Here is an 18,133-nt window from a genome sequence, read left to right on the forward strand (position 1 = left end):
ATCATGAGCGATAGTAGGTGGATGTATTATGTCACCTGCAAGCTCTGATAAGCATTCAGTCGACCATATGTCCAGTAGATCCCGGAGCCTGATACCGGATCAGAAGCGAAACACAGCGCATCCCGAATTTGAGCATTTGTTTTCCCTTGTGCAGCGAGAAGTGCAGCCACTCCAGCCACATGAGGGGCAGCCATGGATGTCCCGCTAAGGTAGGCATAGGAACCACCCAGGTATGTGGATAGAATGGTATCACCCGGTGCAGCCATATCCACCCAGGAACCATAGTTGGAGAAATTGGATTTGAGATCGGAGGGATTGGTTGAAGCGACAGCAATCACGTTGGGATACGAGGCGGGTACGATTGGGAATGAAGTGTTGTCGTTACCGGCTGCAGCAATAATCACAGCTCCTCGATTCCAAGCATACTGTACGGCAGCTTGAAGGAAAGCATTTCCCATCGGCCCACCAAGGCTCAGGTTAACAACCTGTACACCGTTATTGGCAGCAAAGACAAGCCCGTTACCGACATTACCTATCGTTCCTTGCCCGTTGTTATCCAGCACCCGGAGCGGAACGATGGATGCGAGTGGTGCAGCGCCTGCGATACCCACTCCATTGTTTGTAACGGAGGCAGCGATCCCGGCTACATGGGTGCCGTGGCCGTTCCCGTCCTCAGGGATGTTATCATAATCAACATAATCATAACCGGGGAGGAGCTTGGAGGCCAATTCTGGATGATTCAGCTGTACGCCGGTATCGATAATGGCGATTTTGACAGAGCTGTTACTCTGCGAAATATCCCATGCAGCGGGTGCATTGATTTTGGACAGGTTATACTGATAAGGAAAGAAAGGGTCATTGGGAGTGAAGGATGCCTCAACGAGGTAATTCGGCTCTGCATGTTCAATAAGCTCATGATCTTTGTAATGTTTCAGAATTCTGTGCATTTTTTTGCGGGATTCCACACGGTACCATCCTAAATCTTCATAGGTCTCAGCGACCTTACATCTCCCTTTTTTGTGAAGGGTGTGCATCTCATCCTCGGTTGTACCTTCCTTGAATTTGACGAAGAGCTGCTTGGGAGCGTGAGGATGAAACTTGCTCTCGGCAAGTTGGTCCAGATAACGATACACGAACCCGATTACTAGCAAAATGAAAGCAAAAACACCTAACCATAACCACATGAGCGTTTATCCCTCCAATATGATTTGTGACACGCCTTATCGTATGCGAACTCTATCAGACTGCGCGGGCACTCTTGCAATTTGGATAGTAGTGTAGATAGATTGATAGGAAGGGATAAATTCGGTAAGATGGTAGGAAGAGAGCCGCTTTGGCATGAACAAGATTTAAGGCAGGGCCGAGAGGTAGCTCCTAATACAGAGGATAAGGAATGTGGTTTTATTGACACAACTTCAGAGTATACCGACAGTCACACCAGTTCAGTCACACCAGATTCATGATGCCATTGATTTTGCCATGCGTGTACGCAGAGAAGTGTTTCCGATGATGGAACATACGAAATTGCCTGTAGACTTCGAGCAGTTTAGAGAACATTATCTGGACTCCGATGGTTCGATCTTTCTTGTTGCAATGATGGAGGATGCGGGCATCGTCGGTTCTATTGGGGTATTACCATATGATGGACGTATCGAAGCTGTGGAAGGTCGATATGCAGCTCGATCGGCTGCCGAAATAGTAAAGTGTTATGTAGATCCCGCGTATCGTAGGTTTGGCATTGGCTCGATGTTGATGAACGAATTGGAGAACGTGGTAAAGGATATGCACTATACGACGCTGTATTTGCATACACATCGCTTCTTGGCAGGAGCCGTAGATTTCTGGAAACGCCAAGGGTTTACGGTTATTGCTGAGCAGGATGATGATTGGCAAACCGTACATATGGACAAGTTGGCATGTAAGTAACCATTGTAACAGAACCGAAATTCTGACCACATTTTGGAAAAATTGATTGATGATACTATAACTCTTGTATACAACAACATAGACATATACGAGATACATGATGGGGGCATAAGAAGATGCAAGAAATGAAGCGAAAAATTGTTTTTATTGATATTGATGGCACATTGGTCGACGATGACGGAAGTATTCCGTTGTCAGCACAGAAGGCTTGTAAACAGGCCAGAGAGAACGGACATCTGCTCTATTTATGTACAGGCCGATCCAAAGCAGAAATTTATGATTCCATCTGGGATGTCGGATTCGATGGTCTGATTGGTGCAGGTGGGGGTTATGTGGAGTTTGGCAAGGACGTGTTATATCACAAAAGGGTAACAGCGGAAGATGTTCGACATATGGTCGATTTTTTCAATGAAAACGGCATTGACTTTTACCTTGAATCCAATTCGGCATTGTATGCGAGTAGCAATCTTCAACCTCACCTGGAACGCCGTATCTATGGTGATGTGGAGAATGACCCTGTAGCCAGAGAGAAGAAGGAGCTAAAGCCGCACCCGTTTATTGCCGGATTAACGTATGGTGAGGCCGACCTGTACAAGGATGATGTGAACAAAGTATGTTTCTTGGAGAGCTCAGCCATCCCGTTTGAGCGGATCAAGCAAGAGTTTGAAGGGAAATTCGAAGTCATTCAGTGCACTGTGCCGATCTTTGGTGAAGGGAGTGGTGAACTGATGATCCCTGGCATTCATAAAGCCATTGCGATCGCCGATCTGCTGAAGCATCTGGGCATGTCCCAAGAAGATACATTTGCCATCGGTGATGGCATGAATGATGCCGAGATGTTGGAATTTTGTAACATCGGAATTGCCATGGGTAATGCAAAGCCAGGTCTGAAAGCCATTGCAGATGATATTACTGGAACAGTCGAGGAAGATGGATTGTATCATAGTTTTGTGAAGTATGGATTGATCACTTGATAAAGAAGACAAGGTGAGAGAGATCAAAACGGTTAATACGTACACCCTTTGTCCCAAACCTTATTATAGACCCTGCATATATTATTGCAGGGTCTTTTTTTGGTTTAAACAGATCAATTTATATTTTTACAAAAGGGTTCTAATCAAACCATAACATCTAAGTGAAGGAGAGAATCGAAATGGCCATTCTATCAACCGGACCTATCGAGAATAATGCCGTCAGTGATGTACGGCCAACACAACAAGTTACCGTTAAAATTGATAACAGAAATTCTCTGGATGGATCCGTTGTTTTGGTACAAGGGTATAATCTGACCTCTACGAGGACTTTATATGTCAGCGAACAGATTTCAATTGATCCGGATCAGGTAGTGACAAGAACTTATTTTGCCAATCTTGATGCATTTGAATTTGTTTTTACAGTTGAAGGTGTAGCTATAGAGCAGACAGAGATTTCCGTGTGGGGCAAAAATGAAACCGGCCAGCTTGTTGCTGCACATCGATTAGTTTCTTCCGAACTTGAAATAGAGGGGGATAATACGTCAGTCAACCGCATATATGTAGCCAATTTTAATAGTAACGATGTTTCCGTCATTAATGGCGCTACGAATACGGTGATTGCTACCATTCCTGTGGGGACGAATCCTGCAGGGATTGATGTCAATCCATTAACGAGTCGTATTTATGTTGCGAACAGAAGCAGTAATACCATTTCCGTCATTAATAGTATAACCAACGCAGTGATTGCTTCTGTTCCGGTTGGGAGCGAGCCAAGTGACGTAGGGGTCGATATAGCGACCAATGCTATTTATACGGCAAATTTTAATTCATTGGACACAACTGAAGATATAACCGTCATTGATGGATTAACTAACACGGTGATTGATGCGATCACTATTCCGGGGCTCAATTTTTTAACTGGAGTAGGTGTCAATTCCTTAACCAATCGCATCTATGCAGCTAATTTTAATTCTGATACGGTGTCTGTGGTCGATGGAGAAACGAATACGGTGATTGCTACAATCCCCGTTCAGGTCAATCCATTCCGTGTAGGTGTCAATCTAGCCACCAACCGTATTTATGTATCGAATTTAACCAGTAATACGGTTTCCGTTATTGATGGATTGACGAATACCGTCATTGATACCATTCCGGTCGGCGTTACGCCAGCTGAAGTAGCGGTTAATACCTCCACAAACGCCATTTACGTACCCAATCGAGACACGGATAATGTTTCAGTAATTAGTGGATTAACAAATACCGTGATTACTACTGTTCCGGTCGGGAATAATCCAAACGGAGCGGGCGCCAATCCGTTAACTAATCGAGTTTATATAAGCAATCAAGATGACAATACCATTTCTGTGATCGATGGCGAAACAAATACGGTGATTGCTACTATTCCGGTGGGGGCACGTCCGTTCGCAGTAGGTGTAAATCCGTAGAAAGGTGAGGGGATTCGGATGAAAGAAGTTACAACGGCATCAGACTTAATGGAGCAGCTGATCACCATGAACAAAGAAAATTCTGTATGCCAAGTTAGGATTCCAGGTAAGGAGAATCGTGAGTCTTAAATGATCAGATCAGAATGGAACAGGCATCTCCTCAATGGGGGTGTCTATTTGCATTAAGGAGCCAAAAAAGAAGCACGAATTTTTTTCCGTTAATAGAAATAGATGCCCCTCCTTTTGACTTTGTTATTGCATAACTCCTAATGAAAGTTTATTATAAATTTGCAAACAAGGAATTTATTGGTTTTCGTTTGTTGAAGTGCATGAAATATAAAGTTGATACATGGAGGATGCTGGATGAGTAATGTAGCTCTGTTGTTTCCTGGGCAAGGTTCTCAGATGGTTGGGATGGGTAGAGACTTTTGGAATAACTTCGATGTGGCTAAGAAGTTATTTGAAGAAGCCAGTGATGCCATTTCTTTCGATTTGAGAAAGTTATGTTTTGAAGGTAGCATGGATGATTTGACAATGACGATGAATGCTCAGCCTGCACTTTTGACTGTTAGTGTCATAGCATATCAGGTGTATATGCAAGAAATAGGGATGGAACCCGCTTATTTGGCTGGGCATAGTTTGGGAGAATATTCGGCTCTGGTCTGCGCAGGTGTTCTATCATTTCATGACGCCATTAAACTGGTAAGACAACGGGGTATCATTATGCACAATGCAGACCCGGATCAGAAAGGTACCATGGCCGCCATTTCAGGTATTCATTTAGATACACTTCAAAACATATGTGAACAAGTTTCCACGATCGAGCGCCCTGCTTGTGTGGCTTGTATGAACGCTGACCAGCAGTTTGTCATTTCGGGACATCGGCACTCTATACAAGAAATTATTAAAAGGACAGAAGCCCTGAGAACGAAACATTCGTATATCAATGTAAGTGGTCCCTATCATTCTCCCATGATGCAAACCGCAGCAGAACAATTCAAAGTTGAATTGGATCAATATCAATATGCCCATGCAAAATACCCGGTTATTTCCAACGTTACAGCAGCACCCTATGAGTCTGATCGATCTGTCGTGGATTATTTAAACATGCAGATGACGATGCCTGTAAGATGGTTAGAGTCGATGAACTATTTGATTAAACAGGGAGTCACTGAAGTTATAGAGTTGGGTTCTAAACATGTGTTAGTTAGTCTTATGAGTAAAATAACGAAGCGTATTGTACCGTACTCGCTAAGTCAGCCTTCTGATTTACTAATGCTTACAAATACACAAGAAAGGAAAAATAAGCGGTTAACGATTCGTAAAAAGTTGTTATCAGAACTAATAGTAACCGCACTCATTTCAAGGAATTATAATACAGATTCAATATCCTATACCCAAACGGTTGAGCCATTGTTTCACCAATTACAACGGGCAAAGGAACAAGTAAACAACAATGAATATGAACTTAGTGAAGAAGAGATAAATGATGCTCTACAGGTATGTCATTCCATTATTATAGCAAAAAATATTCCATTGGATGGAACCGCGTTGATTGATGCAATCTAGTACTCGATCTGTGCTTTTGCAAGATCTATATTACAGCAACAGACTGCCTTTTTATAAGGTAGTCTTTTTGTCCTTTAATGCATCTGAACTTGTTGAAGCTTCAGATATTTGGTAATAAATATGTCAATAACCCACAAATCAATCTCTATTTTTTACCATATAGTAACAATAAACTGATTGATTTTACATATATTTCTATGGTAAAATTTTGCTTGAAATATGTGTAAATAATTAGATAAGCATGTTAGAGATGATTCATTTGGAGGAGAGATATGTATACTAATCAGTTTCAAACACTAGTGGATATTATCCGCGACAGAGGTAAAATAACCGACCGCGGTATTCATTTTATCGATGCGGACAAACGTGAAACTTTTATATCTTATCATCAATTATTTACTGAGGCACAAGGGTATTTAGGTTATCTACAAGCCATCGGAATTAAACCTAAACAAGAGATTATTTTTCAGATTCAAGAAAACAAACGGTTTTTAGTCGCATTCTGGGCTTGTATACTCGGTGGAATGATCCCTATCCCTGTAAGTATTGGTGAAGATGAAGAACAAAACTTGAAAGTATGCCGTATTTGGAATTTGCTAAATAACCCTTTCATGATTGCATCTGAGAAGGTGCTGGATAAAATGAAGAGATTTGTTTTGGAACATGACATGCTTGATTTCCATCATCAATTAGAAGTCAGAACGGATCTGATCCAAGACACCATATACCATTATGAATCTATTAATAATATAGTTGAACCTCAGTCTGATGACTTGGCATTTATTCAATTTTCTTCTGGATCAACTGGTGATCCCAAAGGCGTCATGCTCACCCATCGAAACCTGATTTATAATACTTGTGCTGCTATTAATGGCACACAAATTAGTTCAAACGATAGTTTTCTCTCCTGGATGCCCCTTACCCATGATATGGGTTTGATTGGATTTCATCTCGTACCCCTCGTGGCAGGAATTCATCAGTACTTGCTCCCAACGGAATTATTTATTCGTAAACCGATTCTATGGATGAAAAAAGTAAATGAACACAAAGCAACCATACTGTCTTCTCCTAACTTTGGTTATAAATACTTCCTGAATTTCTTTCGCGAAGACAAAGCGGAGGGATGGGATCTGTCATCTGTCAGAGTCATTTATAATGGGGCGGAACCTATATTACCCGAAGTGTGTGATGAATTCCTAAATGTATTGTCAGCATATCACTTAAAGAAAACAGCCATGTTTACCGTATATGGATTAGCAGAGGCCTCTGTTGCCGTCTCCTTTCCCAAGGTAGAAGAAGAATTTACTGCGGTGTACGTTCACCGGGATCATCTGAACTTAGGGGAGCGTGTCATCGAAGTCGAGAAACATGCTGAACATGTAGCATCATTTGTTGCCGTTGGCGAAGCAATTGATTATTGCCATGTTAGAATTTGCGATGAGGAAATGAACAGTGTTCCCGATTTGGTTATTGGAAAAATTCAAATCAAGGGGGATAACGTCACCCAAGGTTATTATAATAATTCACTTGCAACGGAGAAGTTATTAACGCACGACGGATGGGTGAATACAGGAGATCTGGGTTTCATCATGAATGGAAAACTGGTTGTAACAGGGCGGGAAAAAGACATTATCTTTATCAATGGTAAAAATGTATATCCCCATGACATTGAACGTGTCGCCATACAATTAGATGATATTGAACTCGGAAGAGTTGCTGCTTGTGGTGTGTATGATTCGAATAGTCAAAGTGAAGAAATTATTGTGTTTGTCGTGTACAAAAAAAAGATCGAACACTTCTTGACGCTTGTTAAAGAAATCAAAAGACATCTATATAAACATGGGGGATGGAGTGTCAAAGAGGTACTGCCCATCAAAAAATTACCCAAAACAACAAGTGGGAAAATCCAGCGGTATCAGTTAGCCAAGCAGTATGAAGCAGGCAAATTCTCAACAGAATCTGCATTCATCCATGACTGGATCAAGAATGACAATGACAAGGCAAAGGGAAAGGCTGCTGTTTCGGTTCGAGTCATAGAACGTGAATTAACTTCACTATTTTCTGAAGTGCTGGTTGGGAAAAAGGTTGAACTTGAGGATAGCTATTTTGATATGGGTGCAACTTCATTACAGCTGGCCCAAATCGCTGAACGTATAGAACAAAAATACGGAGAAGAGCTTGCTGTTACGGACCTCTTTACCTATCCCTCGATAACTGAATTGGCAGCATATCTGGCTAGAGGCTACAGCGAGACCATGCAAGTCAACAAAACTCAAGAGGATCATACGCCATCCAAAGATATTGCTATTATCGGTATGTCTTTGAATCTCCCTGGTGCATCAAATGCAAGCGATTTTTGGCGTGTTTTGGAAAATGGAACGCATAACATTCGGGACTACCCGGAAAGTCGGATAAAAGACGCAGCGGATTATATACAATCCATGCGAAGTGAAATGAGCGAAGTTCAATGGATCAAGGGTGGTTACTTGGATCAGATTGATCAATTCGACTATTCTTTCTTTGGCATAACCCCAAAAACTGCACAATTTATGGACCCGAATCAAAGGATGTTCTTGCAAACGGCATGGCATACGATTGAAGACGCTGGGTATGCAGGGGAAGGAATCAATGGAAGAAATGTGGGCGTGTACGTGGGGTATTCCAAAGTTGGGTATGATTACGAACGGCTCGTGACGGCGAGTTACCCCGCAGAACTCAAAAATTATATCATTGGAAATTTACCATCTGTACTGGCGAGCAGAATTGCATATTTCTTGAATTTAAAAGGCCCGGCCTTAACGATTGATACCGCTTGTTCCTCCTCACTTGTTGCTGTTCACATGGCATGTAAAGGATTGCTCGCAGGAGACTGTGAAATGGCAATCGCAGGAGGCATTCGAACGGCATTATTACCGATAAGTATCGGACTGGATATGGAATCTCCAGATGCATTGACGAGAACGTTTAGCGAAGATGCCAACGGCACGGGATTTGGCGAAGGTGTTGGGTCGGTCATGTTGAAGCCAATGCAGCAAGCGATTAAGGACGGGGATCATATCTATGGTGTGATTAAGGGAAGTGCGATTAATCAGGATGGCAAGACGGTAGGAATCACAGCACCTAACCCGGAGTCTCAGACCAATGTGATCGAACAGGCATGGAAAGAAGCCGGCATTTCTCCTGATACGCTTAACTTTATTGAAGCACATGGAACAGGGACAAAATTAGGTGATCCGGTTGAGTTCAATGCTTTGCGTAAAGCTTTTGAGAAGTATACGGATCGGAAACAATTTTGTGCGATCGGATCTGCCAAAGCTAACATTGGACATGGTTTTGAAGCGGCGGGGATCGCTGGATTAATTAAATCTATTCTTATGTTTCAACATAGAAAGATTCCACCATTGGTTCACTTTGACAAGCCTAATCCCCTGCTTAAGTTTGAAGCTTCACCTTTTTATGTGAATCAGGAATCAATGGCTTTTGGTGAAAAAGAGAGTCCTTTGCGATGCGGGGTTAGTTCTTTTGGTTTCAGTGGCACGAATGCGCATGTGGTTCTCGAAGAATATGTTCCTTCCCCAACCGTAGATAAAAAAATGTCCCAAGAGCCTAGTCTATTTGTTCTGTCTGCTGCCACGGAACGGGCGCTGGATGAATTGGTCAGAACGTATCATGAATATCTAACCGATCTCACGGATGTTTCCATTCAACAAATCTGTTATACAGCCAGTACGGGAAGGGCTAATCTGGATTATCGGCTTGCCATCGTAGTCACGAGTACACAAGAATTACTTGAAAAATTGAAACGAATTGCAAGCGGAGAGGGTAAACTGCCATATGTTTATTTTGGTTATGCCAAAAAAGACAAAACGCTTGTTAGCGATCATCTCTATGCTCGGGGAAAGGCAGAATCTTTAAATGAACTCGGTCAGTTATTTACACTGGGGGCAGTGATTGATTGGGAAAGGTTTTATAATCATGAAGTCATTCGGAAAATTCCATTGCCTCTATATCCATTTGAGCAGAAGCGCTGTTGGATTGAAGTCAAACACACGATACCAGCGGGACATAGGTCAGAGAGGAATGAGGTTCAAATGGAGATGAATACAAACGATATTGAATTAATGATTAAAACAAGCATCAGTCGTGCATCTGGTTTGAAGTTGGAAGAGCTGGATCATCAAGCTCATTTTCTCCAAATGGGACTGGATTCCATCATTCTTGTGCAGATTCAGAAGGAGATCTCAGAGCTGTTCCGTTTGAATATCCCGATGGAAATGTTTTTTGAAACCCTTACAAATATTAATTCCTTAGTTAAGTATGTGTCAGAGAATATAAAACAACATGATGTATCTGAGAATATAAACAATCAAACAGTTCAGGAGCATACTGAACAACAAAATCTGGCATCTGTGAACAATATAAACACGGCAAAAACATCAGGGAATGTGTCGGAACAAATTGTGATGTCTGCCATTCAGCTCATGGAGTCCCAATTAAAAAGTTTGAATGTGCTGTTAGGTGAGCAAGTGAATACAATTCAATCCCCGCTTCCGGAAATGAAACATCATGAAACCCCAAAAGTTCAAGTTTCACCGGTAATGAATGAAATCAATAAAACCAATCAACCCAAAAAGATCCAACCGGATTCGGAATCGAAGGAAGAAAAAAAACCTTTTATACCCTATCAATCGTTGAAAATTCATGAAGAGAGCGGATTATCACCGCTTCAGGACCAGTATGTTGAACAGTTTGTAACAAAGTATACCGCAAGAACCAAAGGCTCCAAATTAAAAACAGGCCAAACACGTTTGGTTCATGCGAATAATCGCAATGTATCCGGATTTCGCTCGTATTGGAAGGAAATGGTGTATCCTATCATTTCAACGCGTGCAGAGGGATCTAAGTTATGGGATCTGGATGGGAACGAGTATTTGGACCTGACAATGGGATTTGGTGTAAATCTATTTGGTCATAATCCAGCGTTTATTCAAAATGTAATAGCAGACAGCCTCCAGGAACAATTGCCTCCATTGGGCCCTATGTCAGATTTGGCAGGAGATGTTGCAGCAAAAATTTCCGAGCTAACGGGTGTAGAGCGTGTCGCATTTTATAATTCAGGAACAGAAGCTGTCATGGTTGCACTTCGTTTAGCGCGGGCAGCAACGGGGCGTTCCAAAGTTGTATTATTTTCAGGATCTTACCACGGTACACATGACGGCGTGTTGGGTGTAGCAAATCCTGGGGATGCTTTATCGTCTGCGCTGCCTATGGCTCCTGGTATTGTACAAAGCTCAATGGATGATTTGATTATTCTTAATTATAACCATCCGCAATCCCTGGAAATGATTCAGAACTTGGGTGATGAATTGGCTGCTGTGCTTGTAGAGCCGGTGCAAAGTCGAAGACCTGATATGCAACCAACACAATTCTTACGGGAACTTAGAGAGATCACGAAACAGTTTGGCATTGCACTTATTTTCGATGAGGTCATCACTGGATTCAGAATTGGTCTGGGTGGGGCACAAGATTGGTTTGGGGTTCAAGCAGATTTGGTTACGTATGGGAAAGTGGTCGGTGGCGGGCTGCCTATTGGCATAGTCGCGGGTAAAGCTGAATTTATGAATCCGGTAGATGGTGGAACCTGGAACTTTGGTGATAGTTCTTACCCTTCCGACGCAGATAAGAAAACGTTTGTCGGTGGAACCTTCTGTACACACCCTCTTACGATGAGAGTGATGTTAACGGTATTACAGTATCTTCAATCTGAAGCAGAAACTTTATATAAGGAATTAAATGAAAAAACAGATTATCTTGTAAAAGAATTAAATGCGTTTTTCAAAACAGCGAATGTACCGATGCAAATGGTGAACTATGGATCTTTATTTCGATTTATATCATTTGGAGATATGGAATTATTCTTCTACCATTTAATCTATAAAGGTTTATATATTTGGGAAGGCCGTAACTGTTTTATATCAACTGTGCATTCCATGGGTGACATGGATACGATAATCAGAATCGTGAAAGAGACGATCCATGAACTACGCGAGTGGGGGTTTATCCCTGGTGAATCGCCTGTTTCGGAATATCCGCTCTCTTTAGAGCAAAAACAATTATTGTTAACTTCATTACATGGGGAAGATGCGAATGCTGCATTAAATCAGAGTGTTATTTTAAAAATGACAGGTGGAATAAAGCCTTCCACACTGGATCAGGCCGTGAATCAGATCGCACAGCGTCATGAAGCCCTGAGAACAGTCATTCATGCTGATCGTGAAACACAACAAATCAGATCCGTAATGGAATTTCAATGTACATGGTTAGATTTCTCGGCATATGCGGGTGAGGATCAAGAACGGGAAATTTCCAATTGGTTATCTGCCGATGCAAATGAAGCCTTCGATTTACAGTCTTGGGAACCTCTATTTAGAATCACCTTGCTTAAAAAGGCAACTGATCAATACCTTATGGTGCTGACATTTCATCATATTGTTGTAGATGGCTGGTCTATTGCTGTATTCATTCAAGAGTTGGAACATACCTATTCTGCTCTGGTCCGAGGAGTTTCGGTTCAATTACCTGAAGCCACTCCATTCCGTGAGTATTTAAGATGGCAACGACTTGAACATGAAAAAGGCTCATTTACCGAAGGAGTCCAGTTCTGGAAAGAACAATTTTCCTTATCCTATCCCAACATTACACTTCCAACGGCACCGTCCGATGATGTGCCCAAGGGATATGACGGTGAAAGATATTCCATCAAGTTGGATCATCAATTAACAGAGTCTTTGCGAACGTTAAGTATAAATAATAAGAGCAGTTTGTTTGTAACGATGTTTGCAGCGTTTCATTTATATTTGCATCAACTAACAGGGCAGTCTCACCTTGTCATCGGCGTGCCTACAGCGGGTCAGTCTCATATGCGAAAAAATGCGCTGATTGGCAACTGTGTCAACATTGTACCTGTTCACCATGCCTTGTTAACGAAGCAATCCGTTGTAGACCATGTTCTTCAGCTCAAGGAAACGCTGGCTCTAGTCATGAAGCATCAGCATGTTCCATTGACCCTCGTATCCGAACAGCTTGCTCATATGCCTGCACGGGATACCCGGATTTTATTTAATATGGACAGAACGATTCATCATCTTCAATTTGAAAATATCAAGACTGGATTCAAGTCGTATCCGATCAAACATATTTCTTACGATTTATTTCTTAATATTACGGATGTTAGCCATGAATTGTACCTGGATTTTGATTACAATACCGAGCTTATTGGACCTGAGATGATGAAATTGTGGTCTGAAGGATTTAAGGGTTTGCTGCAAAAAATGGTGAGTCATCCAGAGGCTGAAATTTCGTCTTTGACGTTGTTCTCATCCGAGCAACAGGACCAATTACAGGGAATGTACAATCGGTTTGTTACGGAGCGTCTTCCTCACGTTAATCATGCAGCCATATTCGAGCCTCCAGTAAATGACGTAGAGAAAAAGCTGGCTTTGATCTGGGAGGACGTATTATCCCTCGATCAAGTGGGGAGACATGATCACTTTTTTGATCTCGGAGGTAACTCGCTCAAGGCGACAGTAATGCTATCCAAGGTACATGAGCAGTTTCAACACAAAATTTCAATCGTTCAATTCTTCCAAAACCAACGTCTGAAGCAGCTTGCCAGTCTGATTACAGGCGAGAACGAGGAAACATTCATTCCGATTAAGGCATTGGACGTCAAGGAATTCTATGAGACATCATCTGCACAACAGCGGATCTACTTTTTGGATCAATTTGAGCCGAATAGTGTGTTTCAGAACATGTGCGGCCATATTACGGTCACAGGAAATATCGATGAAGCTAAATTGATTTCGTCATTGGAACAAATCGTGCACCGTCACGAAGCTTTTCGCACCAGTTTCCATCTGATGGATGGAGAGCTTTACCAGCGTATTGCTCCAACGATTGATTTTGAAGTGAAACGATCTCAGGAAAGCTCTGCTTCATTCGAACAACATGTTAAGACGTTTGCCAAACCATTTGATTGCTCCAAAGCGCCGTTAATACGTGCCGAATTCATTCGTATAGACGATGATCATGCAGAGATCCTCATTGAGATGCATCATATTATATCGGACGGATATTCCGTTGGTATTCTTGCGAATGAATTGATTGATGCGTATGACGGAAGAAGCATGTCGGACATTGAGGTTGAATACAAAGACTTTGCAGCTTGGGAGAAAGAATTTCTGGCGGGGGAGTCGTATAAGCAGCAAGAAAAATATTGGCTGGATCAATTCAAAGGAGAACTCCCGAACCTTAATCTGCCTACTGATTTTGTTCGGACACCTCATCTGACTTCGGCAGGTTCTAGATTGTCATTTGTGTTGGACGCACACTTGAAGCAGTCGCTGGAGAAGCTTGCGAAACAAACGGGAACTACGATGTTTATGATGTTATTGGCAGCGTATAATGTGCTGCTTCATCAATATACGGATCAAGAAGACATGATTGTAGGTACACCAACATCAGGAAGAAACCATCCGGATGTCGAGAATATGATAGGTGTCTTTATCCAGACGGTAGCAATTCGAACACAGCCGGTGGGGAATAAGTCGTTTCGATCCTATCTCGAGGAAATTAAAAAACAATCCCTGGATGCATTGGATAACCAGGACTATCTTTTTGACAACCTTGTAGAGAAATTAAACACGCATCGGGATACAACCGGGACAGCACTTTTTAATACAATGTATATCTTCTTAAATACCGCGTTGAATCAACGGCAAGAACAGGATTGCAGCTTTAAAGTTAGAGAATTAAATGTCGGTGTATCGCTGTATGATCTGATGTTCATCGTTGAGGATGATAACGAGTGTCTGGAAATGCACTTTAATTACAAGACGGAGCTGTTTGAACGGGATACCATCGACAGGATGAAAACACATCTGTTCAACATCCTCAGAGACATTGTGATCGAACCTGATATTGCCTTGTCCGATATTCAAATGCTGTCTGAACCTGAGCAGCACGTTCTTTTATATGATTTTAATGATACCAACATAGAATATTCCCGGGAACAGACCATTCAGGAGTTATTCGAAGCACAGGTGGAACGGACACCCGATCAATTAGCCGTCGCTTTTGGAGATGAGCAATGGACGTATCGTCAATTGAATGAACGGGCGAATCAGTTGGCATATACGCTTAGAGCTGAGGGAGTGCAGCAGGATCAATTTGTAGGTATGCTGACAGATCGTTCGATTGATATGATCGTTGGCATCTTTGGCATTCTAAAAGCAGGCGGGGCGTATGTACCGATTGATCCGGATTCTCCTGAAGAGCGTATCCGCTATATCCTGCATGATTCGGGGGCAACATTGTTAGTTACACAAAAGCATTTGAAGCAGTTGGTATCGTTTAATGGAAAAATGATTGATTTGGACGATGAAGAAATCTATGCAGCTAATCTGTCGAATCTGGAACCGGCAGGGAATTCCGAGCAGTTGGCTTATGTGATCTATACTTCAGGCACAACAGGCATGCCAAAAGGTGTAATGATCGAACATCGTCAGGTTCATCACTTGGTTAAAGCGTTGTACAGTCAAGTTATAGATGATCAGCATAGCGGTTTGCATGTCGCTTTACTTGCGCCTTACTATTTCGATGCATCTGTGAAGCAGATTTTTGGCGCACTGCTGTCAGGACATGCCTTGTTTATTGTAGACAAGGACACGGTACTGGATGGACAAGATTTAATGAATTATTATCGGCACCACCAAATTGATTTGACGGACGGTACGCCTGCACACCTGAAATTACTATCGAAGGCAAAAAACGTTCAAGGCATATCGCTAAAATATATGCTCATTGGCGGTGAAGCTCTTTCTCAGCAAAGTGTAAATGAAATCACATCATTGTTTGCTCTCAATCATATAACGCCGCCAGCCATAGTTAATGTGTACGGTCCAACAGAATGTTGTGTGGATGTTGCGACATACCGTGTACTTCCAGAACACCTGGATACAGCGAATCAACGAGCTCACCTACCGATTGGTCGAACATTAGGAAATAATCGCCTGTATGTATTGAACAAACATGGCAAAGTTCAGCCTGTAGGCGTCGTAGGGGAATTATGTATCTCTGGTGATGGGGTTGGTAGAGGATACTTGAATTTACCTGAGCTGACAGCAGAAAAATTTGTACGTGATCCGTTTGTCCAGGGAGCGACAATGTACAAAACGGGAGATTTGGTGAGATGGCTTCCCGATGGCCATATCGAGTATCTGGGAAGAATGGATCACCAAATTAAAATTCGCGGATATCGGATCGAAGTAGGAGAAGTAGAAGCAGCACTGTTAGATCTAGAGTGTGTGAAAGAGGTTATCGTCGTTGCACATGAGGATGATCACGGGGACAAATCATTATGTGCATACTTTACAGCGGATTCCACGCTGACGGTGGGAGAGTTAAAACAAAGCCTCTCTATGGTGTTGCCGAATTACATGGTACCAGCCTACTTTATACAATTGGATCACATGCCTCTGACATCGAACGGGAAAATCGATCGCAAATCTCTTCCGAGTCCAGAAGAAAACATACAAACGGGAAGTGAATATATAGAACCCCGAACTGGGGTGGAAAAACAGTTGCTGCCTATTTGGCAGGATGTGCTTGCCGTGAAAAAAATCAGTGTAAAAGACAGTTTTTTTGATGTAGGAGGCAACTCTTTACGTGCGACCAAGCTGGCCGCCAAAATCAATCAAAAGCTGAATATCCACATATCGGTAAGAAACGTCTTTGAATGGCAGACCATTGAACAGATGGCTCAATCTATTGAACAAATGGAACAGGAAGTATCAGTTTCCATTCCTCAAGTGGAGGAAAAAGAATATTATCCTATTTCTTCGGCGCAAATGAGAATGTACATTATGAGCATCAAAGCTGGCAAGGAACTCATGTACAACATGTCAGGTATGTTTATGTTGGAAGGATCGCTTGATCGGACCAGATTGGAAGAAGCATTCCAACAATTGATTCATCGTCATGAATCGCTTCGGACTGGATTCAAAGTCATACACGGAGAACCGAAACAGATCGTATACCCTAAAGTTAACTTTGGAATTGAATTGATCGAGTCAACGGAAGTAGAGATCGAAGATCGAATTGAACAGTTTGTTCGCACATTTGATCTCGGGCAAGCACCTCTTATGAGGGTGGGACTTATTGAACTTCACCAGGAGCGTCATGTATTGCTGGTAGATCTCCACCACATCATTGCAGACGGACTATCCGTGCATCTTCTGATGACTGAACTTAGCCAGTTCTATAAGGGAGAGGAGCTGTCTCCTCTTCGAATTCAATATAAGGACTATGCTGAATGGCAGCAAATGCAACTTCATAGTGAGCGGATGAAAAAGCAGGAGAAGTATTGGCTTACTGTGTTTGGTGAAAGTATCCCGCTATTGGATCTGCCAACAGACTACGAAAGACCTGAAACCCTAAGCTATGCGGGAGATGTATTGGACATTGTTTTGCAGGAAGACATCTTTTCAGGCTTAAGGAACATGGAAGCACGGACAGGAACAACGTTATATATGATTCTATTAGCAGCCTATACGATTCTATTATCTAAATACAGCGGTCAAGAAGATATCATTGTAGGCACGCCGATTGCAGGAAGGACACATGCTGAGCTGGAGCCGGTTATGGGGATGTTTGTGAATACACTGGCTATTCGAAATTATCCTGCCGCGGATAAAACATTCACGGAGTATCTGCTGGAAGTGAAAGAAAATATGTTGAACGCTTATGAGAATCAGGATTATCCGTTTGAAGAATTGATTGAGAAAGTAAATGTAACCAAAGATGCTCGGCGGAATCCGGTGTTTGACACTATGTTTGTATTGCAGAATACAGATGCTTCAGAGATTCAGATGGATGGAGTAACCTGTAAGCCTTATGCCCCAAATACGAGAGTATCCAAATTCGATTTAACGTTATATGTTACCGAATTGCAACACAAGTTAGAAGTGGCCTTTGAATACAGTACGATTTTATTTGAGAAAACAACGATTGAAGCGATGTCACAAAATCTGTTGGTCATATTAACAACCATTGCCAACGACCCTCATATTGAAATCAAGAAGATTCAATTGGTTGAAGAATTAATAGAGGGGGATACGCTGGCTGATCTAATTGAAGTAGATTTCTTCTAAGCTAAATTAA

At 42.1% G+C, this 18,133-nt stretch carries 6 protein-coding genes; 5 read left to right on the forward strand and 1 reads right to left on the reverse strand.

What is annotated here, in order from left to right; genetic code table 11:
* Positions 1-26: 26 nt before the first annotated feature.
* Positions 27-1,184 carry a S8 family peptidase gene (locus tag MHB71_RS06820; RefSeq protein WP_340017726.1) on the reverse strand — a complete coding sequence of 386 codons (1,158 nt, stop codon included), beginning with the start codon at positions 1,182-1,184 and terminating at the stop codon, positions 27-29.
* Positions 1,185-1,404: 220 nt separating this feature from the next.
* On the opposite strand from MHB71_RS06820, the gene MHB71_RS06825 reads away from it, so the two are divergent.
* The 5 genes from MHB71_RS06825 to MHB71_RS06845 all read left to right on the forward strand — a co-directional run bounded on the left by MHB71_RS06825 (position 1,405) and on the right by MHB71_RS06845 (position 18,123).
* Positions 1,405-1,926 (forward strand): GNAT family N-acetyltransferase, encoded by a 522-nt coding sequence (locus MHB71_RS06825; RefSeq protein ID WP_340029136.1) that lies wholly within the window; start codon positions 1,405-1,407, stop codon positions 1,924-1,926.
* Positions 1,927-2,042: 116 nt separating this feature from the next.
* Entirely contained in the window at positions 2,043-2,900 is an 858-nt protein-coding gene (locus MHB71_RS06830) for a Cof-type HAD-IIB family hydrolase (protein ID WP_340029137.1), read from the forward strand.
* 179 nt (positions 2,901-3,079) lie between these two features.
* Positions 3,080-4,345: a YncE family protein gene (locus MHB71_RS06835; protein ID WP_340029138.1), complete on the forward strand. Its 1,266-nt coding sequence runs from the start codon at positions 3,080-3,082 to the stop codon at positions 4,343-4,345.
* A 363-nt stretch (positions 4,346-4,708) separates the two neighbouring features.
* Positions 4,709-5,914 carry an ACP S-malonyltransferase gene (gene fabD, locus MHB71_RS06840; RefSeq protein ID WP_340029139.1) on the forward strand — a complete coding sequence of 402 codons (1,206 nt, stop codon included), beginning with the start codon at positions 4,709-4,711 and terminating at the stop codon, positions 5,912-5,914.
* 272 nt (positions 5,915-6,186) lie between these two features.
* Complete coding sequence (locus MHB71_RS06845) at positions 6,187-18,123, forward strand: amino acid adenylation domain-containing protein (protein WP_340029140.1); 11,937 nt, start codon at positions 6,187-6,189, stop codon at positions 18,121-18,123.
* The last annotated feature ends 10 nt before the right edge of the window (positions 18,124-18,133 follow it).

The sequence above is a fragment of the Paenibacillus sp. FSL H7-0940 genome (genome assembly GCF_037979415.1).
GTDB lineage: Bacteria > Bacillota > Bacilli > Paenibacillales > Paenibacillaceae > Paenibacillus > Paenibacillus amylolyticus.

Bases quoted from the DNA above. Each gene is read 5' to 3' on its own strand.
- MHB71_RS06820 (WP_340017726.1), bottom strand. From the start codon at position 1,184: ATGTGGTTATGGTTAGGTGTTTTTGCTTTCATTTTGCTAGTAATCGGG.
- MHB71_RS06830 (WP_340029137.1), top strand. From the start codon at position 2,043: ATGCAAGAAATGAAGCGAAAAATTGTTTTTATTGATATTGATGGCACA.
- MHB71_RS06835 (WP_340029138.1), top strand. From the start codon at position 3,080: ATGGCCATTCTATCAACCGGACCTATCGAGAATAATGCCGTCAGTGAT.
- fabD (WP_340029139.1), top strand. From the start codon at position 4,709: ATGAGTAATGTAGCTCTGTTGTTTCCTGGGCAAGGTTCTCAGATGGTT.
- MHB71_RS06845 (WP_340029140.1), top strand. From the start codon at position 6,187: ATGTATACTAATCAGTTTCAAACACTAGTGGATATTATCCGCGACAGA.